General features: G+C 72.1%; 19 protein-coding genes. 8 read left to right on the top strand and 11 right to left on the bottom strand.

Annotation, left to right across the window (positions count from 1 at the left end):
- Window positions 1-171 precede the first annotated feature (171 nt).
- From ACH01S_RS44820 to ACH01S_RS01510, 4 genes are all read right to left on the bottom strand, one after another.
- Window positions 172-1941 carry a dipeptide ABC transporter ATP-binding protein gene (locus tag ACH01S_RS44820; RefSeq protein ID WP_083980151.1) on the bottom strand — a complete coding sequence of 590 codons (1770 nt, stop codon included), beginning with the start codon at window positions 1939-1941 and terminating at the stop codon, window positions 172-174.
- Complete coding sequence (locus ACH01S_RS01520; protein WP_067884414.1) at window positions 1938-2741, bottom strand: ABC transporter permease; 804 nt, start codon at window positions 2739-2741, stop codon at window positions 1938-1940. The genes ACH01S_RS44820 and ACH01S_RS01520 overlap by 4 nt, the downstream gene beginning before the upstream one ends.
- On the bottom strand, window positions 2738-3706 hold the full coding sequence (locus tag ACH01S_RS01515; RefSeq protein ID WP_067884412.1) for an ABC transporter permease: 969 nt from the start codon (window positions 3704-3706) through the stop codon (window positions 2738-2740). Before ACH01S_RS01515 ends, ACH01S_RS01520 begins: the two co-directional genes overlap by 4 nt.
- A 92-nt stretch (window positions 3707-3798) precedes the next feature.
- Window positions 3799-4791 (bottom strand): hypothetical protein, encoded by a 993-nt coding sequence (locus ACH01S_RS01510; RefSeq protein ID WP_218010118.1) that lies wholly within the window; start codon window positions 4789-4791, stop codon window positions 3799-3801.
- A gap of 107 nt (window positions 4792-4898) precedes the next feature.
- Between ACH01S_RS01510 and ACH01S_RS01505 the strand changes: the two genes are divergently transcribed.
- Both ACH01S_RS01505 and ACH01S_RS01500 read left to right on the top strand, forming a co-directional pair.
- The gene (locus ACH01S_RS01505; RefSeq protein WP_067884409.1) at window positions 4899-5510 is read left to right on the top strand and encodes a TetR/AcrR family transcriptional regulator; all 612 of its coding nucleotides are present in this window, start codon (window positions 4899-4901) and stop codon (window positions 5508-5510) included.
- A gap of 522 nt (window positions 5511-6032) precedes the next feature.
- A complete protein-coding gene (locus ACH01S_RS01500) occupies window positions 6033-7994 on the top strand; it encodes a sensor histidine kinase (RefSeq protein ID WP_067884405.1) in 1962 nt (653 codons plus the stop codon).
- 307 nt (window positions 7995-8301) lie between these two features.
- Here ACH01S_RS01500 and dapF read toward each other — a convergent pair whose 3' ends face one another.
- Together dapF and miaA are read right to left on the bottom strand one after the other, a co-directional pair.
- On the bottom strand, window positions 8302-9120 hold the full coding sequence (gene dapF / locus ACH01S_RS01495; protein ID WP_067884403.1) for a diaminopimelate epimerase: 819 nt from the start codon (window positions 9118-9120) through the stop codon (window positions 8302-8304).
- Window positions 9121-9151: 31 nt separating this feature from the next.
- Window positions 9152-10054: a tRNA (adenosine(37)-N6)-dimethylallyltransferase MiaA gene (gene miaA / locus ACH01S_RS01490; RefSeq protein ID WP_067884400.1), complete on the bottom strand. Its 903-nt coding sequence runs from the start codon at window positions 10052-10054 to the stop codon at window positions 9152-9154.
- 125 nt (window positions 10055-10179) lie between these two features.
- Between miaA and ACH01S_RS01485 the strand changes: the two genes are divergently transcribed.
- Window positions 10180-10413, top strand: coding sequence for an antitoxin (locus ACH01S_RS01485; protein WP_067884397.1), 234 nt, complete (start codon window positions 10180-10182; stop codon window positions 10411-10413).
- Here the strand turns inward: ACH01S_RS01485 and ACH01S_RS01480 are convergent.
- Both ACH01S_RS01480 and miaB read right to left on the bottom strand, forming a co-directional pair.
- Window positions 10404-11189, bottom strand: a complete 786-nt coding sequence (locus ACH01S_RS01480) for a class III extradiol ring-cleavage dioxygenase family protein (RefSeq protein ID WP_246236907.1) — start codon at window positions 11187-11189, stop codon at window positions 10404-10406. The two genes, ACH01S_RS01485 and ACH01S_RS01480, sit on opposite strands and share 10 nt — an antisense overlap.
- Window positions 11190-11237: 48 nt before the next feature.
- Entirely contained in the window at window positions 11238-12779 is a 1542-nt protein-coding gene (gene miaB / locus ACH01S_RS01475; protein WP_067884391.1) for a tRNA (N6-isopentenyl adenosine(37)-C2)-methylthiotransferase MiaB, read from the bottom strand.
- 305 nt (window positions 12780-13084) lie between these two features.
- On the opposite strand from miaB, the gene ACH01S_RS01470 reads away from it, so the two are divergent.
- The 5 genes from ACH01S_RS01470 to ACH01S_RS01450 all read left to right on the top strand — a co-directional run bounded on the left by ACH01S_RS01470 (window position 13085) and on the right by ACH01S_RS01450 (window position 18850).
- Window positions 13085-13807, top strand: a complete 723-nt coding sequence (locus ACH01S_RS01470) for an amino acid ABC transporter ATP-binding protein (protein WP_246236943.1) — start codon at window positions 13085-13087, stop codon at window positions 13805-13807.
- 103 nt (window positions 13808-13910) lie between these two features.
- Window positions 13911-14780 carry a glutamate ABC transporter substrate-binding protein gene (locus ACH01S_RS01465; RefSeq protein WP_067884388.1) on the top strand — a complete coding sequence of 290 codons (870 nt, stop codon included), beginning with the start codon at window positions 13911-13913 and terminating at the stop codon, window positions 14778-14780.
- Between the two features lie 144 nt (window positions 14781-14924).
- Window positions 14925-15608: an amino acid ABC transporter permease gene (locus ACH01S_RS01460; RefSeq protein ID WP_067884384.1), complete on the top strand. Its 684-nt coding sequence runs from the start codon at window positions 14925-14927 to the stop codon at window positions 15606-15608.
- On the top strand, window positions 15605-16630 hold the full coding sequence (locus ACH01S_RS01455) for an amino acid ABC transporter permease (protein ID WP_067884381.1): 1026 nt from the start codon (window positions 15605-15607) through the stop codon (window positions 16628-16630). Before ACH01S_RS01460 ends, ACH01S_RS01455 begins: the two co-directional genes overlap by 4 nt.
- Window positions 16631-16828: 198 nt before the next feature.
- On the top strand, window positions 16829-18850 hold the full coding sequence (locus tag ACH01S_RS01450) for a S9 family peptidase (RefSeq protein ID WP_067884378.1): 2022 nt from the start codon (window positions 16829-16831) through the stop codon (window positions 18848-18850).
- A 551-nt stretch (window positions 18851-19401) separates the two neighbouring features.
- Here ACH01S_RS01450 and rny read toward each other — a convergent pair.
- The 3 genes from rny to recA form a co-directional block, all read right to left on the bottom strand.
- The gene (rny, locus tag ACH01S_RS01445; protein ID WP_067884376.1) at window positions 19402-20973 is read right to left on the bottom strand and encodes a ribonuclease Y; all 1572 of its coding nucleotides are present in this window, start codon (window positions 20971-20973) and stop codon (window positions 19402-19404) included.
- 717 nt (window positions 20974-21690) lie between these two features.
- A complete protein-coding gene (locus ACH01S_RS01440) occupies window positions 21691-22314 on the bottom strand; it encodes a regulatory protein RecX (RefSeq protein WP_083980145.1) in 624 nt (207 codons plus the stop codon).
- A gap of 334 nt (window positions 22315-22648) precedes the next feature.
- Entirely contained in the window at window positions 22649-23773 is a 1125-nt protein-coding gene (recA, locus tag ACH01S_RS01435; RefSeq protein WP_067884372.1) for a recombinase RecA, read from the bottom strand.
- Window positions 23774-23991: the final 218 nt, after the last annotated feature.

Here is a 23991-nt window from a genome sequence, read left to right as displayed (position 1 = left end):
TCCATTGGGACGGGAACTCCGGCAGAGGCCAGCGCAGTGTGCCGCCGTTCGCGACGCGGGCTCGCGGCACCGGGTTCACGTCGGAGGCGGGAAGGCTTGCGGGCGCGGTCGAGGAAATGCCTGCGCTGCAGCCCGTCCCGGCCAGGAGCAGAATCGCGGCGAGCGCGCGTTTCACCTTCCAGCCTCCACGCCGACGAGCGGGTGATGGCAGGCGACCATCCGGTCGGCGCCCGGCGCCATGGCGGGGTCGTGTTCTTCGCACAGGCTTCTTTCGGTGGCGGTGAGCATCGCATAGCGCGGACAGCGGGAAAGGAAGCGGCATCCGGCGGGCGGCTCCGTCAGATCGGGCGGTTCTCCTTGCAGGACGACGCGGTCACGACGCCTTTCGAGGACGGGATCGGGAATCGGAACGGCGTCGAGAAGCGCGCGTGTGTAGGGGTGCGCCGGGTTGCCGTACACGTCGTCCACCGGGCCGATTTCGACGATGCGCCCCATGTGCATGACGGCGACCCGATGAGCGATGCGGTGGACGGCGGCCAGGTCGTGCGCGACGAACAGGCACGCCATGTCGGTCCGCTTTTCGAGAAGGTCCATGACACCGGCCCGGGACGACGCGTCGAGGGCGGCGACGGGCTCGTCCAGGAGCAGCAGGCGCGGTTCCAGCGCGAGCGCCCTCGCGATGCCGACGCGCTGCCGCTCCCCGCCGGAAAGGCCGTGCGGATAACGGCGCGCATAGCCGGGCCCGAGCCCCACCGATTCCAGCAATTCGCCGACCCGCTCCCGGGGCGCCGGAGTCCCATGCGTGATCAGCGGCTCGGCGAGGATGTCGGCCACGCGCATGCGCGGATTCAGGGACGAACGCGAATCCTGGAACACCATCTGCACGGCGCGCCGCAGTGCTCTCCGCCGCGCGCCGTTCAGGCGCGCGGTGTCCTGGCCGAGTACGGAGATCCGCCCTTTCCGCGGGCGCGACAAACGCATGATCTCCATCAGGGCCGTCGTCTTGCCGCAGCCCGACTCCCCCACCAGCGCGAGGGTCTCGCCTTCCTTGACGTCGAACGCGATGCCGTCCACGGCGCGGACCGTCCCGGCGCCGCGCCGAATTCGGTGATGCCTGACGAGGCCGTCCACTTCCAGAACGACGGGGCCGTCCCGCAATCGCCGCGGCGACGGCGCGTCCAAACGCGGCAGCGACCGCAGCAATTCGACGGTGTACGGCGCGGCCGGGGCCCGGTAGATCTGCTCGACCGGACCCGACTCCACGACGCGTCCGGCGCGCAGGACCAGGACGCGGTCGGCGAGCCCGGCGACGACGCCGAGGTCGTGGCTGATCAGCAGGATCGCGGCTCCCGTCGCGTCCTTCACGGCCCGCAGCACGTCCATGACCTGCGCCTGGACGGTCACGTCCAGCGACGCGGTCGGCTCGTCCGCGATGACGACGGACGGGCCGTTGGCGATCGCCATCGCGATCAGCGCGCGCTGCCGCATTCCACCGGAGAGCTCATGCGGATAGGCGCCCGCGCGGCGAGCCGCGACGCCGACGAGCCCGAGCAGTTCGGCGGCCCGCGCACGCGCCGCCGTCCGGCCGACCCGGGAATGGACGCGGACGGCCTCGGCGATCTGATCCCCCACCGTGCGGACGGGAGTGAGCGCCGACATCGCGTCCTGGAACACCATCGACATTTCCTTGCCGCGTATCCGGGAAAGGTGGGCATCCGATCGTCCGAGCAGCTCCCGCCCGCTCAGCAGAACAGATCCGTCAACGCGGGCCGTCTCCGGCAGCAGCCCCATCAGAGCGAGCGCGAGAGTGCTCTTGCCGGAGCCCGACTCTCCGACGATGGCGAGCACTTCGTTAGCGTCCACCGAGAAATTCACGCCATGGAGAGCGGCAACGCCCTGCGCGTACCGGACGGTCACATCCGTCGCCCGTAACACCGTCACCGCGACTCCGGGTCGAGGACGTCGCGCAATCCGTCGCCCACCAGACTCACCGCCAGGACGATGAGGACGAGCAATCCGGCGGCGAATCCGAACGGCCAGGAAAAGGCGCCGCCGGCACCGCTTCCGTCCGCCATCAGGACGCCCAGCGAAACGTCCGGCGGACGAACGCCGAGCCCCAGATACGACAGTCCGCTCTCCGCGACGATGGCGATACCGACGTTCAGGCTCGCGTCCACGGCGAGCAGTGACGCGAGCCGCGGCAGCACATGCCGGACGAGCACGCGCGGCGCCCGCACGCCGAGGAAACGCGCGGCGAGCACGAATTCGCGCCCGCGCAGCGAAACGGTCTCGGCGCGCACCGCCCGCGCCGTGACCATCCACATGAACGCGGCCAGCAATGGCACGAGGACCGCCGTTCCGCCGCCCGGCCGGAGCACGGCGACGACGAGCGGCGGCGGCAGGATCAGCAGCGCGTCGGTCCCCCACGTCAGGCCGCGGTCGAGCGCGCCGCCCGCGTATCCGGCGGCGGCGCCGACGGCGGCGGCCAGCCCGGTCGAGATCGCGGCGGTGAGAAGGCCGATGAGCAGCGACGTCCGCGCGCCGCGCAGGGTGAGGGCGAAGACGTCGCGGCCGCTCTGCGTCGTCCCGAGCCAATGCGCGGCGGACGGCCCCTCCCGGAAGGCCGCGAAATCGATCTCGTCCCAGCCCCACGGCGAGACGAGCGGCCCGGCGGCCACGAGTACGAGCAGCGCGCCCAGCAGCACCGCCCCGGCGGCCGCGCGCCGACCGCCTGCGATCACGCCGCCGCCCGGACGCGCGGGTCGAGGGCGCCGTGCAGCACGTCCGAGACGACCCCGGCCGACAGGACCCCGCACGCCGCGACGCATCCGATCGCCGCGACGGCGTTGACGTCCCCGCGGCCGATCGAGTCGACGAGCCATTCGCCGATCCCGTGCCAGCCGAAGACCTTCTCGGTGAAGACCCCGCCGAGAAGCAGCAGTCCGGAGGCGTAGGCGAAATAGGCCGCCAGCGGCGCCACGGCCGTGCGCAGGCCGTGCCTCAGCAGAGCACTTCGCCGCCGCAGCCCCTTGGCCCGCGCCGTCCGGACGAAGTCCGCGTGCAGGACGTCCAGCATCAGCGCCCGCTGATACCGGCAATACAAGGCGAACTGCGTCAGCCCAATGGTGACCGTGGGCAGCACCAGATGCTGGACCCGGTCGACGACCCCGGACTCCCCCGGCGTCGTCTCACCGACCCACTGGAAGACCCGCACGCCCGCGGCGTCGTTCGCCGCGCCGGCCGCGCTCTGCAGCAGAACCGCGAGCACGAACACCGGAACGGCCGCCAGCAGATAGGACCCGGCGCTGATCAGCCGATCGGCCGTCCCGCGGCGCACCGCCGCGCAGGCCCCCGCGAGAACACCGAGGACGCTTCCGAGCACGGCCCCGGCGGTCACCAGCCGCAGGCTCACCCCGAGCCGCCGCCGCAGTTCGCCGCCGACCGGCCGGCCGTCCGACGTCCGGCCGAAGTCGCCGCGCAGGACGCCCGCCGCCCACGTCCGGTACCGGTCGGCCAGCGGGGTCCGGTCGTTGAGGTTGAGAGCGGTGAGCCGGGCGTCGACGACCGCGTCCGGCGGGCGCGGGACGCGGCCCTCGTACCCGGCGCGCGGGTCGAGGGCCGCGGCGGCGAGCAGGTAGCCGAGGCTGGCGGCCAGCGCGCCCAGCACCAGCCGGTTCGCCAGCCGGCGCAGCAGGAACGCCGCCATGTCTCCCTCTCGAACGCCCGGCAGAGTCACAGAATGCTACTGAGTGATCACATTCCGCGCGGGGGAAACGTCCGGAGTAGCGGGAGAAAGCGTCAGACGAGCGCGGGCTCCCGGTCCCGCCCGGTCTCGTCCCGGACGCGGCCGCGCAGCCCGCCCACCGCCAGCAGGACGAGCCCGCCGACCGCCCACGCGGCCAGGACGGCGAGCGGCCGCGCCGCGCCGGCGCCGTCGAAGAAGGCCACCGACCGCAGCAGCGTCACCGCCGCCCCGGGCGGCAGGAACTGGCCGATCTCGCCCCACGGCCGCGGCAGCAGCTCGGGCGCCGACGTGGCGCCGGACAGCGGGTTGCCGAGCAGCAGGAACAGCAGTCCGCCGAGCCCGATCCCGGCGCGGCCGAGGACGGCGGCCAGGCCGGCCACGGCGCCGGTCACGGCCAGGATCGCCAGCGCCATCGTCCCGGCGAGCCCGGCGTAGGGGCCGGGCAGGAGCGACAGCCAGCCCCGCGCGACGCCCGCCGCGCCGAACCCGCCGAGCACGGCGAACAGCACCGCGCCCGCCGCGCGCCACGGCACCGCCGGGACCGCGAAGGTGAGCAGGACCGCGGCGGCGAGCCCGGACATGATCAGCGGGAGCGCGAGCGCGCCGAGCCCGGCGCCGCGCGGGTCGTCGGGGTCGGCGGCGACCACGTCCTGGACGGCCGGCGCCGCCGCGTCCGCCGCCGCCCCGCCGCCGAGCCGCTCCGCCAGGACGTCGAGCTGCTGCGCGACGACCGGCGACGCGGCGGACGCGGTGAGCACCTTCGGCCCGGACGGCGTCGTGACGATCGCGCCGTAGGCGTCGCGGCCGGTGAGCGCGGCGCGGGCGGCGGCCTCGTCCCGGACGGCGGCGACGTCGAACGCGCCGGGGCGTTCCCGCTCCAGCCGCTGCGCGACGGCGGCGGACCCCGGCCCGGCCACGACGATCGGAACGTCGCGCGGCGCCGTCCGGGCCGCGGGCCAGCAGAACGCGGTGATCATGAGGAGTTGCAGCAGCGCGGCGCCGGCGGCCGCGCCGAGGGCGCGCCGGGCGAGGGAGGACCGCAGCACGGGGATCACTCCTAAATAAAGCGGATGTCCGTTCTCTTTTATGCGGCCAGCGTGGCACCGGCGCTTCCGGCTTGTCAAGAAACGAACGTTCGTTTTATTGTGGCCGCATGCCGCGAGTCAGCGAGGAGCACCTTGAGCGCCGCCGCCGCCAGATCCTGGACGCGGCGCGCGCCTGCTTCGTCCGCAAGGGCATCCACGACACGTCCATGCAGGACATCTTCGCCGAGGCCGGGCTCTCCGCGGGCGCCGTCTACCGCTACTTCAAGAGCAAGAACGAGATCATCGAGGCCAACATCGCGTCGGTCGCCGGGGAGCTGCAGGCGTTCCTGCACGAGCTGGCGCACACCGACCCGCCGCTGCCCATCGACGAGCTGGTCGAGCGGCTCGCGGTCAGGCTCGCCGAGCTGTCGGCCGAGGGCGGCCCGCTCCGGCTGGCCCCCGAGGCGTGGGCGCTCGCCGTGCACGAGCCGGAGATCGCCCGGTACGTCGCGGAGAACCTCACCCGCATCCGCGACACATGGACGTACTACCTCGGCCGCCTGGTCGACGCCGGGCAGCTCCCGCCCGGCACCGACGTCGCGGCCGCCGGGAAGGCGCTGTTCGCGATCATGCCCGGGTTCCTGCTGCAGCGGCTCATCGTCAAGGACATCTCGCCCGCGGAGCTGCGGCGCGGCATCAAGGCCCTCACCCGCGACAGCATGCTGGCCCCGCTCGCCTGAACCCCCGCCCCTCCCCGAATCCGGTCGCGGGCGCGTCCGCTGGCGGGAATCCGCCCTTTTGGTGCGCGCCTGGCGCGGACCCGCCTGCCGCCCCGCCGGGCCCGGCGACCTGACTCAACTGGCCTGACCCGGACGTCCTGACAACCGACCGGCCTGCTCCCGCGTCCGAAAAGTGCCGGTCGCGATGTCCGGATTCGCTCCGCGCCGTCCTCCGGGCCGGCGCCGGCGGCGTTCCGAACCCGCCCCTGTGAGGTTCAGCGGCGCCGCCCGCGCCGCGCTGCCCCGCCCGGCGGCGACGCGGGAGGGACATGTCCAGAACGTCCGATCGGACGAGCTTGACCTGCGCCTTCCGTTCTCACCGCCGGAATCCGCGGTTACCATCACGGCACGCACCGATGTGCCGTGACGGGCCCAGTCTCGGCCGCACCCCATCCCGGTGTCCTGAGGCGGACGCCCTTGAGGTAGCAGGACAAGGAGCCAGACGCTTTAACATTCCATTACTTTCGGTCCAGGGGAGTGCATGTGGAGACGGCAGAACGCGGCCGCGGCGCGGGCCGCGTCGGGTTCCTGCTCGCGCTGGGCGCCGTGCTGCTCGTCGCGACGTCCCTCGCCATCGGCACGGAACTGCCCGCTGACCTGCGGATGGTCTGGTGGCACCCGGAGATCCTCGTCGCCCTCGCCTGGACGCCGGCGGCCGCCGTGCTGCTGCGGCACCGGCCCCGCCTCTCGGTCGGCTGGCTCATGCTCGGGGCCGGTTTCAGCGCCTCGGTGTACGTCCTCTCGCTCAACCTCGGCCCCTGGTTCGAGCTGCACGACAAGCCCGGCACCGGGTTCGTGAAATGGCTCGCCACCTGGCTCTGGGCCATTGACACCTACGCCCTGACCCTCGTCCTGCCGCTGATCTTCCCGGACGGACGGCTGGTGTCGCGCTGGTTCCGGCCGGTGCTCGTGCTCGCCTGCCTCGTCCCCGTGATCGTCTGCGTGCACGTGACGCTCGACCCGGACGTGCGGCGCTGGCACAACGGCGTCTCGGTGTATCCGTTCGGTGAGATCCCCGTGGCCATCAGCGCGATCATCATCGGCACGCTCGCGGCGGGGCTGCTGTCGATGCTGATCCGGTTCGTCGTGGCGCCGCCGGACGTCCGGCGGCAGATCGGCTGGGTGGTGTATCCGGGCCTGCTCGCCGAGGGCATCATCTACGTGGGCGAGAACGGCCCGATCGGCGACCCGGTCCGCAACATCACGATCGTCGCCGTGCCGATCTGCATCGCCATCGCGATCACCCGGTACCGGCTCTACGATATCGATCTCGTGGTCAGCCGGACGCTGGTGTACGCGGGCCTCGTCGTGGTGATCACAGGGGTCTACTTCGCGCTGGTCGGCGCCGCCGGGCTGATGGCGCACGGCAGGGGCACGCTCGCCGGGCTCGCCGGGGCGATCGTCGCGGGCGCGGTGTTCGAGCCCGTCCGGCGCCGCCTCCAGCGCACCGTCGACGGCTTCATCCACGGCGAGCGCGACCCGTACCGGATCGCCGACCGGCTGAACCGGCGGCTGCAGACCGCCGCCGACCCGGGCGCGGCGCTCGCCGTCGCCGCCGAGGTCGCCCGCTCCGCGCTGCACGCCACCGGCGTGCTGATCGAGGTGCTCGACCGCGACGGCCGGACGATCTCCGCCGAGGACGGCATGCTCGGCGACCGTCCGCAGCTCATCCCGCTGGTGTGGCACGGCGAGCCGGTCGGGCGGCTGCTGTTCGGCGTCACCCGCACCCCGGACGCGCGGCTGTCGGGGATCCTCGCCCGCAACCTCGCCGAACTGGCGAACGCGGCGCGGCTCGCCGCCGACGTCCAGCGGTCCCGCGAGCACATCCTGCGCACCCGCGAGGAGGAGCGGCGGCGGCTCCGCCGCGACCTGCACGACGGGCTCGGCCCGACGCTCGCCAGCCTCGCGATGACCGTCGACGCCGCCCGGATCACGCTGAAGACCGACCCCGACGCCGTCGACGCGCTGCTGGAGAGCCTGCGCGCCACCATGGGCCGCACCATCGGCGACATCCGCGAACTCGTGTACGGGCTCCGGCCGCCCGCGCTGGACGACCTCGGCCTCGAAGGCGCCATCCAGGCCCTCGGCGGCGTGGTCGCCACCGGCGACGGCCCCAAGGTGGACGTCCAGGTGGACGGCGACCTGAAGGGCCTGCCCGCCGCCGCCGAGGTCGCCGCCTACCGGATCGTCCAGGAGGCGCTGACCAACGTGCACCGGCACGCCAAGGCGGGATGCGCGGTGGTGCGGCTGCACCTCAACGGCGATCTCGACGTCACGGTCGGGGACGACGGGGTCGGGCTGCCGTCACACGTGCGGTCCGGGATCGGCATGTCGTCCATGCGAGAACGCGCGGCCGAACTGGGCGGAACCTGCACGGTGGGGCCCGGGCCCGAGGGCGGGACGCTGGTCCGCGCCCGGCTGCCGGTGAACGGCGTCCACCCGTAGCGCCTCAGCGCGGCGGGCTCAGCGCGGCGGGACCGCACCTGAGCGGCGGCGTCGTCTTGGCGGTTCGCCGGGTCTCGTCCCGGCCCACCCGGTGGGAGGGCCGGTGACCGCCCCCCGCCAAGAAGGTCGCCACCGGCCCTCAGGCTCCGTACGGCACCGAGGCTCCCATCCCGGTCCATACGGGCCATTCACCAGAGGGTGTGCAAGAAAGAAGTTATGCGGCGGAAGGTCCCGTTGGTGAGGGACAATTGTCCCGTTCGAGCCGGGACCTCGTTGGACGGCCCCGATTCCCGCCGGGAAACCGCGCCTAGAGCCATCCGGGCCACGTCTCCCCCTCCGCCACGAGGACCGCCGGGCCGGTCAGCCGGGCCGTCCCCGCGTCGAGCGCCACCGTCACCCGCCCGCCGAGGACGTCCACGGTCCACTCCGAGGGGCCGGCCCCCGCCTGCGCGGCGGCGGTCGCGGCGACCGCGACGGTGCCCGTCCCGCACGAGCGGGTCTCGCCCGAGCCGCGCTCGTAGACGCGCATCTCCAGGTGCCGGTCCCCGACCGGGCGGAAGAACTCGACGTTCACCCCGTCCGGGAACACGGCGGGATCGAAGGCGGGGGCGCGCGACAGGTCCAGCGCGGCGACCGGGCCGTCCACGCGGCAGGCCAGGTGCGGGTTGCCCACGGACACGCGCTCGCCCTGGAACACCGTCCCCGCGAGCGAGGCCTCCCCGGCCCCGAGGATCGACGCCGGGCCCATGTCGACGCACACGTCCCCGGACGGCCCGAGCGTGACGCGGCGGAGCCCGGCCCGGGTCGCGACGTCCCACTCGCCGGGCGCGGCGAGGCCCGTCTCGACCAGGTAGCGGGCGAAGACGCGCAGCCCGTTGCCGCACATCTCGGCGATGCCGCCGTCGGCGTTGCGGTAGTCCATGAACCACTCGGCGTCGCCGAAGTCCAGGCCGGGCTCCGGGCCCGCCGCCTTCGCCCGGACGACCCGCAGGACGCCGTCCGCGCCGATCCCCGCCCGCCGGTCGCACAGCCGCGCCACGGCGTCCGCCGTGAGGTCGAGCGCGCCGTCCGGATCGGGCAGGATCACGAAGTCGTTCTCGGTGCCATGCCCCTTGACGAACCGCATGCCTTCGATACTAGGGCCTTGCCACCGAGCTTCAGCGGGACGCCTCGGCGACCAGGGCGAGCGCGCGATCGACCAGGTCAGGGGCGTCGTAGGGGAGCCACGCGACGCGCGGGTCGCGGCGGAACCACGACTCCTGGCGGCGGGCGAAGCGCCGGGTCGCGCGGATCGTCTCGTCCCTCGCCTGGTCCTCCGTCCACTCCCCGGCGAGGAAGCGGAGCACCTGCGCGTAGCCGAGCGCGCGGCCGGCGGTCAGGCCGTCCCGGAGGCCGCGCTTCTCCAACTCTCGGACCTCGTCGACGAGGCCCGCGTCCCACATCCGCGCCACCCGGAGGGCGATGCGCTCGTCCAGCTCGTCCCGGGGGACGCTCAGCCCGACCTGCGCCACCGAGCCGTGGCGGTACACGTGCTCGGGCAGGGTCGCGGTGAACGGGCGGCCGGTGATCTCGATGACCTCCAGGGCCCGGACGATCCGCCGCCCGTTGCTCGGCAGGATCGCCTCCGCCGCCGCCGGGTCGAGCCCGCGCAGCCGCTCGTGCAGCGCGCCCGGCCCGACCCGGGCGAGCTCGTCCTCCAAGCGCGCGCGGACGGACGGGTCCGTCCCGGGGAACTCCATCCGGTCCAGCGCGGCCCGCACATACAGGCCGGACCCGCCGACCAGGATCGGGACCCGCCCGCGCGCCCGGACGCCCGCGATCGCGTCGGCGCTGAGCCGCTGGTACTCGGCGACGCTCGCCGTCCGCGTCACGTCCCAGACGTCGAGCAGGTGGTGCGGGACGCCGCGCATCTCGGCGCGGGTGAGCTTGGCGGTGCCGATGTCCATGCCGCGGTAGAGCTGCATCGAGTCGGCGTTGACGGCCTCCCCGTCCAGCCGCAGCGCCAGCTCCACGGCGAGGTCGGACTTGCCCGCGGCGGTCGCGCCGACCACCGCCGCCACCGGGGACGCGTTCAGTGAGGTCACGGGATTGATTGTGGCAACAGAACGGGTATAGCCGGGTTGTACGGGTGTCGCGCGGTTTCGCGCGCCGCCGCCGACGACGAGGGATCCGGGGGGATTCTGGAATGTCCATCGTCGACAAGGTCAAGCAGATGCTCGGGCAGCACTCCGACAAGGCCAAGCATGGCGTGAACAAGGCCGGAGACACGATCGACGAGCACACCGGCGGCAAGTACGCCGACAAGATCGACAAGGTCCAGGACAAGGCCGGCGACTACATCGACCGCGGCGCCGAGGGCGGCCAGAGCGGTCCGGGGGGCGGTGACCAGCCCGGCCCGGGGCACCCCGGTCAGCCCTGACCCCGTCGTGACCCGGCCTCCACCGACCCGGTCTCCGTCGACTGAGCCACGGTCGACCGAGCCACCGTCGACCAGGCCGCCACGAGGTAGCCGACGCCGTACGGCGCCTGCTCGGCGAGGACGGCGCCCCTGAAGGCCCCCTCGCCGGCCGCGCCCGCGAGCACCTGCCACGCCGCGCGCCCGGCCGCCCGCACCTCCCGGGAGAGCCCCGGGTCCAGGGCGGCGAGGGCGGCGGCGTCGGCTCGTCGGAGGGCACGCGCCACCGCCGCGTCGTGGGGGGCGGCGCGCTCGTCCAGGTACCCCGGCGCCTTCTCCGAGCGGCACGCCGAGCCGTCGCCCATGACGAGGAGCGAGACGCGGCCGGACGAGGCGGCCAGCTCCCGTCCGAGCGCCAGGCACTCCGCGGTGGGGGCGTCGGACGCGACCGCCTGGTACGCGGCGTCCGCCGCCGCGTCCTGGCCCTCCAGGAGCCAGCGGCCGATGGTGAGCGACAGCGGCAGCGGCTCGCCCGGAGGCGCGCCCGGAGGGCGCTCCGGGCTCGTCCAGTCGAGGCCGTAGGGGCGGAGCGTCGCGTAGGCGCCCGGCCCGTAGCGGCGCGTGTCCGGGCCGCCGCCCACCACGATCAGCGTCCCGCCGCCCGCGGCGAGGCCGTCCAGGACGGTCCGGACGGCCCGCGCGCACGCGGCGCGCACCGCGTCGAGCTCCCCCGCCGCCTCCCCCGCCATCGCGGGGACGAGCAGGGGCGGATGCGGGCACACCGCCGCCGATACGAGCACACTGCCTCCCAGCCGGGATCCGCCTGACCACCCCGATCATGCCGGAGGTCACGGGCGGACGGCGCACCCCGCGGCGGGCGCGTCGGCCGCGGCCGGGCGTCCGATCGACGGCATACCGAGGGAAACCCCCCGCGGCCGGTCACCGCCGCCCTGGCGCGCCTCCCAGGCGTCGCCCGCGCGCGTCCGCCGGACGCCGAGCGCCGGCTTGTCGGCGACGAGATGGTGCGGCGCGGCGTAGGTGACTTCGACGGTCACCATGTCCCCGGGCCGGACGGGCTCGTCCGGCGCCAGGAAGTGGACGAGCCGGTTGTCGCGGGCACGACCCGACAGGCGGCGCGTCGCCTCGTCCTTGCGGCCCTCGCCCTCGGCGACCAGGACCTCCAGCGTGCGGCCGAGCTGCTTCTTGTTCTCCTCCCAGGAGACCTCCTCCTGGAGGGCGACGAGCCGCTCGTACCGCTCCTGGACGACCTCCTTCGGCAGTTGCCCGTCCATGGTCGCGGCCGGGGTGCCGGGGCGCTTGGAGTACTGGAACGTGAAGGCCGAGGAGAACCGCGCCTCCCGGACGACGTGCAGCGTCTGCTCGAAGTCGGCCTCGGTCTCGCCGGGGAAGCCCACGATGATGTCGGTGGTGATCGCCGCGTCCGGGATCGCGTCCCGGACCTTCTCGATGATCCCGAGGTAGCGCTCCTGCCGGTACGAGCGGCGCATCGCGCGCAGCACCGCGTCCGACCCGGACTGGAGCGGCATGTGCAGCGACGGCATCACGTTCGGGGTCTCGGCCATCGCGGCGATGACGTCGTCGGTGAAGTCCTTCGGGTGCGGGGACGTGAACCGCACCCGCTCCAGCCCCTCGATCCCGCCGCACGCCCGCAGCAGCCCCGCGAACGCCGACTGCCCGCCGGACGTCATCGACCGGACGTCGTCGGGCGCGTCCGACAGGGCGCCGAACCCCGAGCCGTAGGCGTTGACGTTCTGGCCGAGCAGCGTGACCTCAAGGACGCCCTCGGCGACGAGCGCCTCGACCTCCGCGAGGACCTCGCCGGGACGGCGGTCGCGCTCCTTCCCGCGCAGCGACGGGACGATGCAGAACGTGCACGTGTTGTTGCACCCGACGGAGATCGACACCCACGCCGCGTACGGGGATTCCCGGCGCGTGGGCAGCGTCGAGGGGAAGGTCACCAGCGACTCTTCGATCTCGACCTGCGCCTCGTCCTGGACGCGGGCGCGCTCCAGCAGCGCGGGCAGCGATCCGATGTTGTGGGTGCCGAACACCACGTCCACCCAGGGGGCGCGCTTGACGATGGTGTCGCGGTCCTTCTGCGCGAGGCAGCCGCCCACGGCGATCTGCATGCCGGGATGGGAGTCCTTGACGGGGCGGAGGTGCCCCAGGTTCCCGTACAGCCGGTTGTCGGCGTTCTCCCGCACCGCGCAGGTGTTGAACACCACCACGTCGGGTTCGGCGTCCCCGGCGCGCACGTATCCCGCCGACTCCAGCAGACCGGACAGCCGCTCGGAATCGTGGACGTTCATCTGGCACCCGTAGGTACGAATCTCGTACGTGCGCGGGGCCGTCTCCATTGGCGCATTCATGACGGTTACCAAGGGTACGGGCCCGCGGCGATATCACCGAATGGGTTGACCCCCGTCACCTGGGCGGTCGAAGCGCCGCCCACCGTTCCGCGCGCCAGCACTGATGATCACTCTCCGCCACGGCGGAACCCCGTCCGACATGGGTATTCGTGATCGTATCGGTACCGCGCGGCGACTTTCCCGGCCGCGCCGATGACGTAAAGTCCGAGCGCATGACGGACAGCGAAGGCGGGCCCGACCTGACCCAGGGCGGGCCGGAGGACACCGGGCCGGCGCCGGCCTCGGGCGCCGGAAGGCCCCTCGTCGTGGTCGAACACGTCGACAAGCACTTCGGCGAGCTGCACGTCCTCAAGGACATCAACCTCACTGTCAACTCGGGCGAGGTCGTCGTCGTCATCGGCCCGTCCGGAGGCGGGAAGTCGACCCTGTGCCGGTCGATCAACAGGCTGGAGCCCATCGACGGAGGGACGATCCTCGTCGACGGCAAGGAGCTGCCGCAGGAGGGCAAGGAACTGGCGAGGCTCCGCGCCGACGTGGGCATGGTGTTCCAGTCGTTCAACCTGTTCGCCCACAAGACGATCCTGGAGAACGTCACACTCGGGCCGATCAAGGTGCGCAAGCAGGGCAAGCAGGAGTCCGAGAAGCACGCGATGGAGCTGCTCGACCGGGTCGGGATCGCCAACCAGGCCCACAAGTACCCCGCCCAGCTCTCGGGCGGGCAGCAGCAGCGGGCCGCGATCGCGCGGTCCCTCGCGATGCGGCCGAAGGTGATGCTCTTCGACGAGCCGACCTCCGCGCTCGACCCGGAGATGGTCAACGAGGTGCTCGACGTCATGACGGGCCTCGCCCGGGAGGGCATGACGATGATCGTCGTCACGCACGAGATGGGCTTCGCGCGCAGGGCGGCGCAGAAGGTCGTCTTCATGGCGGACGGCCAGATCGTGGAGGAGAACACTCCCGACGAGTTCTTCACCAACGCGCGCACCGAACGCGCCAAGGACTTCCTTTCGAAGATCCTCACGCACTGAACCAGTTTCGCCCGACGTCTCGCGGCGACCCGGACCATTCAGCCGGCAGCGGACGAAATGGCTCGCGCAGCGGGGCCCGGCAGAGAGCAGAGGTAGAGGAGAAATGCGAGTACGTCGTTTCGGCGCCCTCATCGGGGCGGGGATGGCGCTGTCACTGGCGCTCAGTGCGTGTGGCAGCGACACGGAGAAGACCGAGGCCAAGACGGTCGTCCAGAAGGCCAAGGACGACAAGAAGCTGACGATCGGCATCAAGTTCGACCAGCCCGCGCTCGGCCTGAAGAAGCCCGACGGCACCTACGACGGCTTCGACGTGGACGTCGCCAAGTACGTCGCGAAGGAGCTCGGCGTCCCGGAGAACGGGATCACGTTCAAGGAGACGACGTCGGCGAACCGCGAGTCGTTCCTCGGCGGCGGCCAGGTCGACCTCGTGTTCGCCACCTACTCGATCACCGAGGCGCGCAAGGCGCAGGTGACCTTCGGCGGCCCCTACTACGTCGCCCACCAGGACACGATGGTCCAGGCCAGCAACAACGACATCAAGAAGGCCGCCGACCTCAAGGGCAAGAAGCTGTGCAAGGCGGCCGGGTCCAACTCGTTCCGCCGCGTCACCGAGGGCCCGCCGGACGGCAAGCTCAACATCAAGGGCGTCACGCTCGTCGACGCGAGCAGCTACTCCGACTGCGCGGCGAAGCTCCAGTCCGGCGCGCTGGACGCGGTCAGCACCGACGACCTGATCCTGGCCGGCTTCGCCGCCCAGCAGAAGGGCAAGTTCAAGGTCATCAACGACCCCTTCACCGACGAGAAGTACGGCGTCGGCATCAAGAAGGGCGACAAGGAGACCTGCGAGGCCGTCAACCAGGCCATCACCAAGATGTACTCGGACGGCACCGCGAAGACCCTGCTGGAGAAGCACTTCTCGGGCACCGGGCTGAAGCTCGTCACGACCGTCCCGCAGATGGAAGGCTGCAGCTGATCCGAGACGCCCTGGCCGGGCGTCCGATCGCGGCGCCCGCTCCGAGGACGAGACGTCACGCGGCGCGCTCGCCGGGGACCGCGCGGTCCCCGGCGGGGCGCCCGTGTGGCCCGACCCGCTGGAACGCCATGGAACTGCTGAGCAATGTTTGACTTCGGCCCGTTCTTCGACAACTTCGACGAGATCCTCAACGGGTTCTGGGGCACCGTGAAGCTGGCCGCCGTCTCGGCGGTGCTCTCCCTCCTGATCGGCACGGTCCTCGCGAGCTTCCGGGTCGCCCCGGTCCCGCTGCTGCGCGTGCTCGGCACCGCGTACGTCAACGTCGTCCGCAACACCCCGCTCACGCTCGTGCTGCTGATGTGCAGCCTCGGGCTCAACGACGTCCTGGCGCTGACCTTCTCCGACAACCCCGGCACCACCTACTACTGGTGGGCGGTGCTCGGCCTGTCCGGGTACACCGGCGCGTTCGTCTGCGAGTCGCTGCGCGCGGGCATCAACACGGTGCCGCTCGGCCAGGCGGAGGCGGCGCGCTCGATCGGGCTGACCTTCACCCAGTCGCTGCGGATCATCATCCTGCCGCAGGCGTTCCGCGCGGTGATCGCGCCGCTCGGCAGCGTGCTGATCGCGATGATCAAGAACACGACGGTCGCGTCCGCGGCGAGCTACGGCGAGGCGGCGGCCGCCACGAAGACCCTGCTCGACCTGCCGTCCTTCACCAGCGGCGCGCTCCCGCTGTTCATCGGCGTCGCCATCGGCTTCATGATCCTCACACTGCCGACCGGGTTCTTCTTCGGCTGGCTGCACAAGCGGATGGCGGTGGCGAGATGAGCAGGGAAGCGACCGTCCTCTTCGACGTTCCGGGGCCGCGCGCGCGTGTGCGCAACAGGATCGTGGCCGTCGTCACGTCCGCGGTCCTGCTGGCCGTGCTCGCCGCGCTCGTCTGGCGCTTCAACGAGAAGGGCCAGTTCGCGGGCGAGCTGTGGAGCCCGTTCACCAAGTGGGACGTGTGGGACAACCTGATCCTGCCCGGCCTGTGGAACACGCTGAAGGCCGCCTCCGTGGCCGCCGTGCTGGCGCTGCTGTTCGGCGTGGTCTTCGGCCTGGCCCGGCTGTCGGACCACTGGTGGATCCGCGTCCCCGCGGGGGTCGTCGTGGAGTTCTTCCGGGCGATCCCGCTGCTGATCCTGATCTTCCTGGCCTTCTTCATCCCGAACAAGATCAGCCCGTCGATCGCCGAGTCGTCGTTCGGGACGCTGCAGCGCGTCCTCGTCGACAACTTCTTCTCGATCTTCGGCGTGGAGATCAACGCGGGGACGATCACGGTGCCGGCGTTCGCCGCGGTCGTGTTCGGCCTCGTGATGTACAACGGCTCGGTGCTCGCCGAGGTGGTCCGCGCGGGCGTGCAGTCGATCCCGAAGGGGCAGTCGGAGGCCGCCTACTCCATCGGGCTGCGCAAGAACGGCGTCATGCGCCTCGTGCTGCTGCCGCAGGCGGTGACGGTCATGATGCCCGCGATCGTGAGCCAGCTCGTCGTCCTGCTGAAGGACACCGCGCTCGGGTTCATCATCGCCTACTCCGAGCTGCTGGCCTCCGGCTTCCAGGTGGTGCCCGCCACCTACCACAACAAGCTCCAGGCGGGCATCGTCGTCGCGGTGATCTACATCGCGCTGAACATGTCGGTGAGCAGGCTCGCCACCTGGCTGGAGGCGCGCAGCCGCCGCAGCCGCAAGACGGAGGCGAGGACCATGGGCGGCGACGTCGGCGCGCCGCCCGCCCCGGGCATGTCGGCGGGCGGGAGCGCCCCCGTCGTGCCGGGCTCGGGCTACTCGGGCGCCCAGGGCGGCGTCTGACCCCTTCCGCACCGCACGGGACGGCGTCGACCGGTGTCACACCGGCCGACGCCGTCTCCGCCGGGTGTCGGGGACGGGCGCCGCGTACCGGAATTGCGGCTCTGGGTGAGAGTTCCCAAGTCGTCGGCGTGTATCTTTCCGAGTTCAAACCGCCCGTCATGGCCCCAACCCGTCCCCGTATGCGGGACGATTCCTGGTATGACCGCTCGTGCGACCCTCCCCTACGGCTCCTGGCCCTCCCCCATCTCCGCAGCCGACGTCGCCCGCGCCCGGCTGCGCCTCAGTTTCCCCACCGTCTCGGGCAGCGACGTGTGGTGGCAGGAGACGCGACCCGAGGAGGGCGGTCGAACGACGGTCGTCCATCTGAAGGGCGGTCACCGCACCGAACTCCTCCATGCGCCCTGGGACGCGCGTACGCGCGTCCATGAGTACGGCGGGCGGTCGTACCTGCCCGTCCGCACCGAGTCCGGGCTGTCGATCGTGTTCTCCAACTACGAGGACCAGCGCCTCCACCGGCTGGACGAGGGCGACCCGAAGCCGTACCCGCTGACCCCGGAGCCCGCCGTCCCGGCGGGGCTGCGCTTCGCCGACTACGTCCTGTCCCCCGACGGGACGGAGATCTGGTGCGTCTGCGAGGGCCACATCGCCGAGCCGCGGGAGCAGCCGGAGGGGGACGGCGCTCCCGCGGCCGACAAGCCCGCGGGCACCGGGATCCGGCGCGCGATCGTCGCCGTCCCGCTGGACGGCAGCGCCGCCGAGGACGCGGGCGCCATCCGCGAGCTCGTCACCGGCGCCGGGTTCTACGCCTCGCCCGCGCCGTCGCCGAGCGGCGGCCACCTGGCGTGGGTGCAGTGGAACCACCCGCGCATGCCGTGGGACGGCACCGAGCTGCGCGTCGCCGCGCTGGAGGACGGCACGACCGTCGCGCCCCGCACCGTCAAGGGCGGCCTGACCGAGTCGGCGCTCGCGCCGCTGTGGCGGGACGACGAGTCCCTGTACGTCATCTCCGACTGGCCGGGCTGGTGGAACATCTACCAGGTCGGGCTGCACGGCGAGTCGCCGCAGGCGCTGTACCCGGCGGAGGAGGAGTTCGCCGGGCCGCTGTGGCACCTCGGCGGCATGCCGTACGCGCTGCTCGGCGACGGGCGGCTCGCCGTCCTGCACGGCGAGGGCGACCTGCGCCTCGGCGTCTACGACCCGGAGACGCTCGACCTCATCGACCTGGACGTCCCCTACGAGCACTGGCAGCCCGCGCTGTCCACGGACGGCGGGACGATCGTCGGCATCGCGGGCGGCCCCGACCTGCCGACCTCGGTCGTCCGGGTCGACACCACGACCGGGCGCGTCGAGGGCCTGCGCCGCGAGCTCGCCGAGGTCCCGGACGTCGCGTACCTGTCCAAGCCCCGCGCCGAGCAGGTGGACGGGCCGTTCGGACGTCCCGTCCACGCCTACGTCTTCCCGCCCGCGAACCCGGAGGCCGCCGGGCCTGAGGGCGAACTGCCGCCGTACGTCGTGTTCGTGCACGGCGGTCCGACCGGGCGCGTGTCCAAGGCACTCGACTTGGAACGCGCCTACTTCACCAGCCGCGGCATCGGCGTGATCGACGTCAACTACGGCGGGTCGACCGGCCACGGCCGCGCCTACCGCGAGCGACTACGGCGCCAGTGGGGCGTCGTCGACGTCGAGGACGCGGTCGCCGCCGCGCGCTTCCTCATCGACGGCGGCATCGCCGACCCGGCCCGGCTCGCGATCCGCGGCGGTTCGGCGGGCGGCTGGACGACGCTCGCCGCGATCACCCAGACCGACGTGTTCAAGGCCGCGACGTCCTACTACGGGATCAGCGACCTGCAGAGCTTCGCCGCCGCCACACACGACTTCGAGTCGCACTACCTGTTCGGGCTGATCGGGCCGCTGCCGGGCTTCGAGCGCGCCTACGAGGAGCGGTCGCCGCTCGGCCACGCCGACCGGACGGCGTGCCCCGTCCTGCTCCTCCAGGGCCTGAACGACCCGGTCGTCCCGGCGGACCAGTCGGAGCGCTTCGCGGCCGCGCTCGCCGCGAAGAAGACCCCGTACGCCTACCTGACGTTCGAGGGCGAGTCGCACGGCTTCCGGCGCGCCGACACGGTGATCCGCTGCCTGGAGGCGGAACTCGCGTTCTACGGCCAGACGCTGGGCTTCGAGCCGCGCGGCGTCCAGCCGATCACCCTGACGGTCTCCTGACCCGCCCACCCGTCCGTCCGCCCCCGGCACCCCGGGCCCGGACGGGCGGGCTCACCGACCAACCCACACGATTAACCGCCCCACCCCGGCAACGCGCCCAGGCAACACAGCCGCGCCCAGCAAACGGCGCCCCCACACCCCACGTCCGCGCAGCACAGTCCTGTGGCGCCCAAACGCCCCGGTAAGGCAACGCGGGCAGCGGACGGCACAGCCAGGGGGACATCCGAACGACGCGATCAGAAGACGCGTCCATGCAACGCAGGTCAGGGGGCGTCCAAACGGCCCGGCCAGGCGACGCGTCCGGACAACGCGGTCAGCGGCAGCACGGCCAGCGGCCTCCGGACGGCCCGGCCAGGCGGCATGTCCGGGCAGCACGGTGAGCGGCGGCACGGTCAGCGGCGGCACGGTCAGCGGCGTCCGCACGCCCCGGTCAGGCAACACGTCCGGGCAACACGTCCGGGCAACGCGGTCAGCGGCAGCACGGTCAGCGGCGTCCGCACGGCACGGTCAGGTGGGGCGTTCGGGTGGCGTGGGTCAGGGGTTCGGGCGGGTCAGCGGGCGAATTCGATGGCGCGGGACTCGCGGACGACGGTGACGCGGATCTGGCCCGGGTAGGTCAGCTCGTCCTCGACCTGCTTGGCGATGTCCCGGGCGATGACCTGCGCCTGGATGTCGTCGACGGAGTCCGGCTTCACCATGACCCGGATCTCCCGCCCGGCCTGCATCGCGAAGACCTTCTCGACGCCGTCGTGCTTGTCGCGGGCGATCTCCTCCAGCCGCTCCAGGCGCTTGACGTACGCCTCCAGCGACTCGCGGCGCGCTCCCGGACGGCTGCCGCTGATCGCGTCCGCCGCCTGGGTGAGCACCGCCTCCACCGTCCGGACCTCGACCTCGTTGTGGTGCGCCTCGATGGCGTGGACGACGTCCTCGTGCTCGCCGTACCTGCGGGCGATCTCCGCGCCGATCAGCGCGTGGCTGCCCTCCACCTCGTGAGTGAGCGCTTTGCCGATGTCGTGCAGCAGCGTGCACCGCTTCGCGATCTCCACCGGCAGCCGCAGCTCGCTCGCCATGATCCCGGCGAGGTGCGCGGACTCGATCAGGTGCTTCAGGACGTTCTGCCCGTACGACGTCCGATACCGGAGCTGCCCGAGCAGGGCGATCAGCTCCGGGTGCATGTCGCCGATGCCGACCTCGACCAGCGCGTCCTCGCCCGACCGGACGCAGAGCTGCTCCACGTCGCTCTTGCTGCGCTCGTAGATCTCTTCGATGCGCTGGGGATGGATCCGGCCGTCCAGGACGAGCTTCTCCAGCGTCAGCCGCCCGACCTCGCGGCGCACCGGGTCGAAGCAGCTCAGCAGCACCGCCTCGGGCGTGTCGTCGATGATCAGGTTGACGCCGGTCGTCGTCTCGAACGCGCGGATGTTGCGGCCCTCGCGCCCGATGATCCGGCCCTTCATCTCGTCGCTCGGCAGGTGCAGCACGGACACCACGGACTCGGCGGTCTGCTCGCTCGCCACCCGCTGGATGGCCAGCGTCACGATCTTGCGGGCGCGCTTCTCGCCCTCCGCCCGCGCCGTGTTCTCGATCTCCCGGACGATCGGGATCGACTCCCGCTTCGCCTGGTTCTCGATCGCCGCGACCAGTTCGCCCTTGGCCTGCTCGGCGGTGAGCCCGGCGGCGCGCTCCAGCACCTTGCGCCGCTCCTCTTCGACCCCGTCGAGCTCCTCCTTGCGGGCCTCCAGGGACTTCTTCGTCTCGGCGAGGCGGGCGGACCACTCCTCCAGGCGGCGGACCTCGCCGTCCAGCCGCTGCTCACGCTCGGCGAGGCGGGCCTCCCGGCGCTCCAGGTCCTCCCGGACGGTGCGGAGGTCGTCGCGGAGCGTCCGGCCCTCGTCCTCGGCCTCCGCGCGGGCGGTCGCGGCGATCTCCCGCGCGTCCCGCTCGGCCTTCTCCAGGACGGCGGCGGCCTGGCGTTCGGCCTTCGTCCGGATCTCGTCGGCCTCGCTGTGCGCCCGGGCCAGCTCCGCCGCGGCCTTGCCGGGCATGCCCGGCCGCCGCGACACGACGATCACGAGAGCGACCAGGGTCACCAGCAGCGCTGCACCCAGCAGGACGCTCTCCATGAGGCAGATCCTTCCTCGCCGCGGGTCCGTCCGGAGTCGGGACCCTGCCTAGCGAGGATTTACTCGCGCCCGGCGGACGACCGAAGGCACGACCGAGCGGGGCCGCGCACCGCGCGCACCCGGTGATTCGGCCGCATCCGGTCGGCGAACGTGTCCTGTATGCCTCTCAGCCGCTGGAACGTGCTCGGTCGTATCGCAATCCGCGAGACGCGGAGTAACTCCTCACTGCCGTAACGGTAAGCGGCATGGAGGTAATGAGCAAGCAAACGCGGGGCATTCCGGACTAACCGAACGTCAACGTGAGTCCTTCCTTACCGCCCTTCCTGACCGCCCCCACACCTCTGACCTGCCCCTCAACCCCCCGGTCAGAGCCGACCACGCCCCGCCATCCGAGCCACCCCACATGTCACCAACACGCCACACGCTCCCACCGCCCCACCAACCACCCGCTCTCACAGCCCCACCAACCATCCGCACCAACCGCCCGCAACAACCACCCACAACAAGCGCCCTCGACAAGCTCGCCTAACGACGCTCAGTCAGCGGCTCGCCCAAGGACACTCAGTCGACGGCTCGCCCAACGACGCTCAGTCGGCAGCTCACTTAGCGACGCTCAGTCGGCGGCTCGCCCAACGACGCTCAGTCGGCGACTCACCTAGCGGCGCTCAGTCGGCGGCTCACCTAAGAACACTCAGTCGACGGCTCGCCTAACGACGCTCAGTCGGCGGGGGGTGGAGGTTCGGGGAGGGACTCGGGGTCGGTGCCCTCTTCGGCCAGGGCCTCTTTGACCAGGCGGTAGGACAGGGCGGGTGAATAGCCCTTGCGGGCGAGCATGCCTACCAGGCGGCGCATGCGTTTGGTCGGGTCGGCACCCCTGGTGGACCGGAGCTTGCGGTCCACGAGGGCGCGGGCGGTGTGTTCCTCCTGCTCCGGGTCGAGTGCGTCGACGGCGTCGTTGACGGTCTCGTCCGCGACGCCGCGGCGGCGGAGTTCGGCGGCGAGGGCGCGTTTCGCCAAGCCGCGGCCGGCGTGCCTGGACTGCACCCACGCCTGGGCGAACGCCTCGTCGTCGATCAGCCCGGCGGCGGTGAGGCGGTCGAGAACACGGTCGGCGACGTCGTCAGGGACGCTCTTGCGGCGCAACGCGTCCGCGAGCTGTGCACGCGTACGCGGAGCCGACGTGAGCAGACGCAGACAATGCTCCCGCGCGGCAGCCTCCGTCCCCGCTGCCCCAACGCCACCCGATGCCTTGGTGCCCGGCGTCTCGCCACCCGATGACTTGCCACCCAGTGCCTCGCCACCCGGTGCCTCGCCACCCGGTGCCTCGCCACCTGATGACATGCCACCCGGTGCCTTAGTACCCAGTGCCCTGGTGCCCGGTGGCTTGCCACCCCGTGCCTTGGTGCCCCGTGACTTCGCGGCCACTGACTTCGCGGCCGGTGGTGGCGTGGCCGGTGGTGGGGGCGTGGTTGGGCGTTTGGGTGGTGGGGTTGGGTCTGGGTGGTCGGTGGTCATGGGGATGCGGGCCCGGGCGGGGCGGAGGGCCTGGGAGCGGCGGCGCCGTCGGGGAAGGTCCGCGCACCGGTGGTGTGGTGACGGGTAAGGCGCCGCCGCCCTGCATACGAGATCATCGCTTACTCATCGTCAAGAGTCACCCTTATCGGGGCATTCTCCGTCAGGAATCACCCGGCTTGGCCTTGGCGGACTTCCGGCTCGCGGGCTTGGCGGCGGGCGTGATGGGCGGGGCGGCGGCCGCTGCCGCGGGGGCCGCGTCCGGGGCCGGGGGCTCGGCCTCCTTGTCGACCTTCGGCCCGATGCCGAGCTTCTCCTTGATCTTCTTCTCGATGCCGTCCGCGAGGTCGGGGTTGGCCTTGAGGAAGTTGCGGGCGTTCTCCTTGCCCTGGCCGAGCTGGTCGCCGTCGTAGGTGTACCAGGCGCCCGACTTGCGGACGAAGCCGTGCTCCACGCCGAGGTCGATCAGGCCGCCCTCGCGGCTGATGCCCTGGCCGTACAGCAGGTCGAAGTCGGCGACGCGGAACGGCGGGGCCATCTTGTTCTTGACGACCTTGACGCGGACGCGGTTGCCCACGGCCTCGGTGCCGTCCTTGAGGGTCTCGATGCGGCGCACGTCCAGCCGGACGGAGGCGTAGAACTTCAGCGCCCGGCCGCCGGTGGTGGTCTCCGGGGAGCCGAACATGACGCCGACCTTCTCGCGGAGCTGGTTGATGAAGATGGCGGTGGTCTTGGTCTGGTTGATCGCGCCGGTGAGCTTGCGCAGCGCCTGCGACATGAGGCGGGCCTGGAGGCCGACGTGGCTGTCGCCCATCTCGCCCTCGATCTCGGCGCGCGGGACGAGCGCGGCGACGGAGTCGATGACGATGACGTCGATCGCGCCGGAGCGGATCAGCATGTCGGTGATCTCCAGCGCCTGCTCGCCGGTGTCGGGCTGGGAGACCAGCAGCGCGTCGATGTCGACGCCGAGCTTGGACGCGTACTCGGGGTCGAGCGCGTGCTCGGCGTCGACGAACGCGGCGATGCCGCCCTTCTTCTGCACGCTCGCGACGGCGTGCAGCGCGAGCGACGACTTGCCGGAGCCCTCGGGGCCGTACACCTCGACGACCCGGCCGCGGGGCAGGCCGCCGATGCCGAGCGCGATGTCGAGGGAGATCGCGCCGGTGGGGATCACCTCGACGGGCGCGCGCGCCTCCTCGCCCATCCGCATGACCGACCCCTTGCCGAACTGCCGCTCGATCTGGGCGAGTGCGGTTTCGAGAGCCTTCTCCCGGTCGTTCGCTGCCATTGAGATGTCCTTCTCGTCGTGACTGTCGGCTCTCGGCCGCTGCTTGCGATGTCGAGGGCGACGTTACGGCGGGCCTCCGACACTTTCGAGTCGCGGGCGCGATTGTGGATAACCCGCGTGCCGCACCAGCGTACCGAACATCCGTTCGATCATCGTCCGATACGTCGATTCGGGTGGAATCTCCGTGCGTTCCGTGGTCCCGACCCCGTACGCTGGCG

The sequence above is a fragment of the Actinomadura chibensis NBRC 106107 genome (genome assembly GCF_001552135.1).
Classification (GTDB): domain Bacteria; phylum Actinomycetota; class Actinomycetes; order Streptosporangiales; family Streptosporangiaceae; genus Spirillospora; species Spirillospora chibensis.
This window is presented reverse-complemented; position numbering and strand designations above follow the sequence as displayed.

Coding starts and splice junctions, on each gene's coding strand:
- rny (WP_067884376.1), bottom strand. CDS start 20,973: ATGGAGAGCGTCCTGCTGGGTGCAGCGCTGCTGGTGACCCTGGTCGCT.
- ACH01S_RS01515 (WP_067884412.1), bottom strand. CDS start 3,706: ATGGCGGCGTTCCTGCTGCGCCGGCTGGCGAACCGGCTGGTGCTGGGC.
- ACH01S_RS01465 (WP_067884388.1), top strand. CDS start 13,911: ATGCGAGTACGTCGTTTCGGCGCCCTCATCGGGGCGGGGATGGCGCTG.
- ACH01S_RS01460 (WP_067884384.1), top strand. CDS start 14,925: ATGTTTGACTTCGGCCCGTTCTTCGACAACTTCGACGAGATCCTCAAC.
- ACH01S_RS01450 (WP_067884378.1), top strand. CDS start 16,829: ATGACCGCTCGTGCGACCCTCCCCTACGGCTCCTGGCCCTCCCCCATC.
- ACH01S_RS01485 (WP_067884397.1), top strand. CDS start 10,180: ATGTCCATCGTCGACAAGGTCAAGCAGATGCTCGGGCAGCACTCCGAC.
- recA (WP_067884372.1), bottom strand. CDS start 23,773: ATGGCAGCGAACGACCGGGAGAAGGCTCTCGAAACCGCACTCGCCCAG.
- ACH01S_RS01440 (WP_083980145.1), bottom strand. CDS start 22,314: ATGTCATCAGGTGGCGAGGCACCGGGTGGCGAGGCACCGGGTGGCGAG.
- miaB (WP_067884391.1), bottom strand. CDS start 12,779: ATGAATGCGCCAATGGAGACGGCCCCGCGCACGTACGAGATTCGTACC.
- ACH01S_RS01505 (WP_067884409.1), top strand. CDS start 4,899: ATGCCGCGAGTCAGCGAGGAGCACCTTGAGCGCCGCCGCCGCCAGATC.
- ACH01S_RS01455 (WP_067884381.1), top strand. CDS start 15,605: ATGAGCAGGGAAGCGACCGTCCTCTTCGACGTTCCGGGGCCGCGCGCG.
- dapF (WP_067884403.1), bottom strand. CDS start 9,120: ATGCGGTTCGTCAAGGGGCATGGCACCGAGAACGACTTCGTGATCCTG.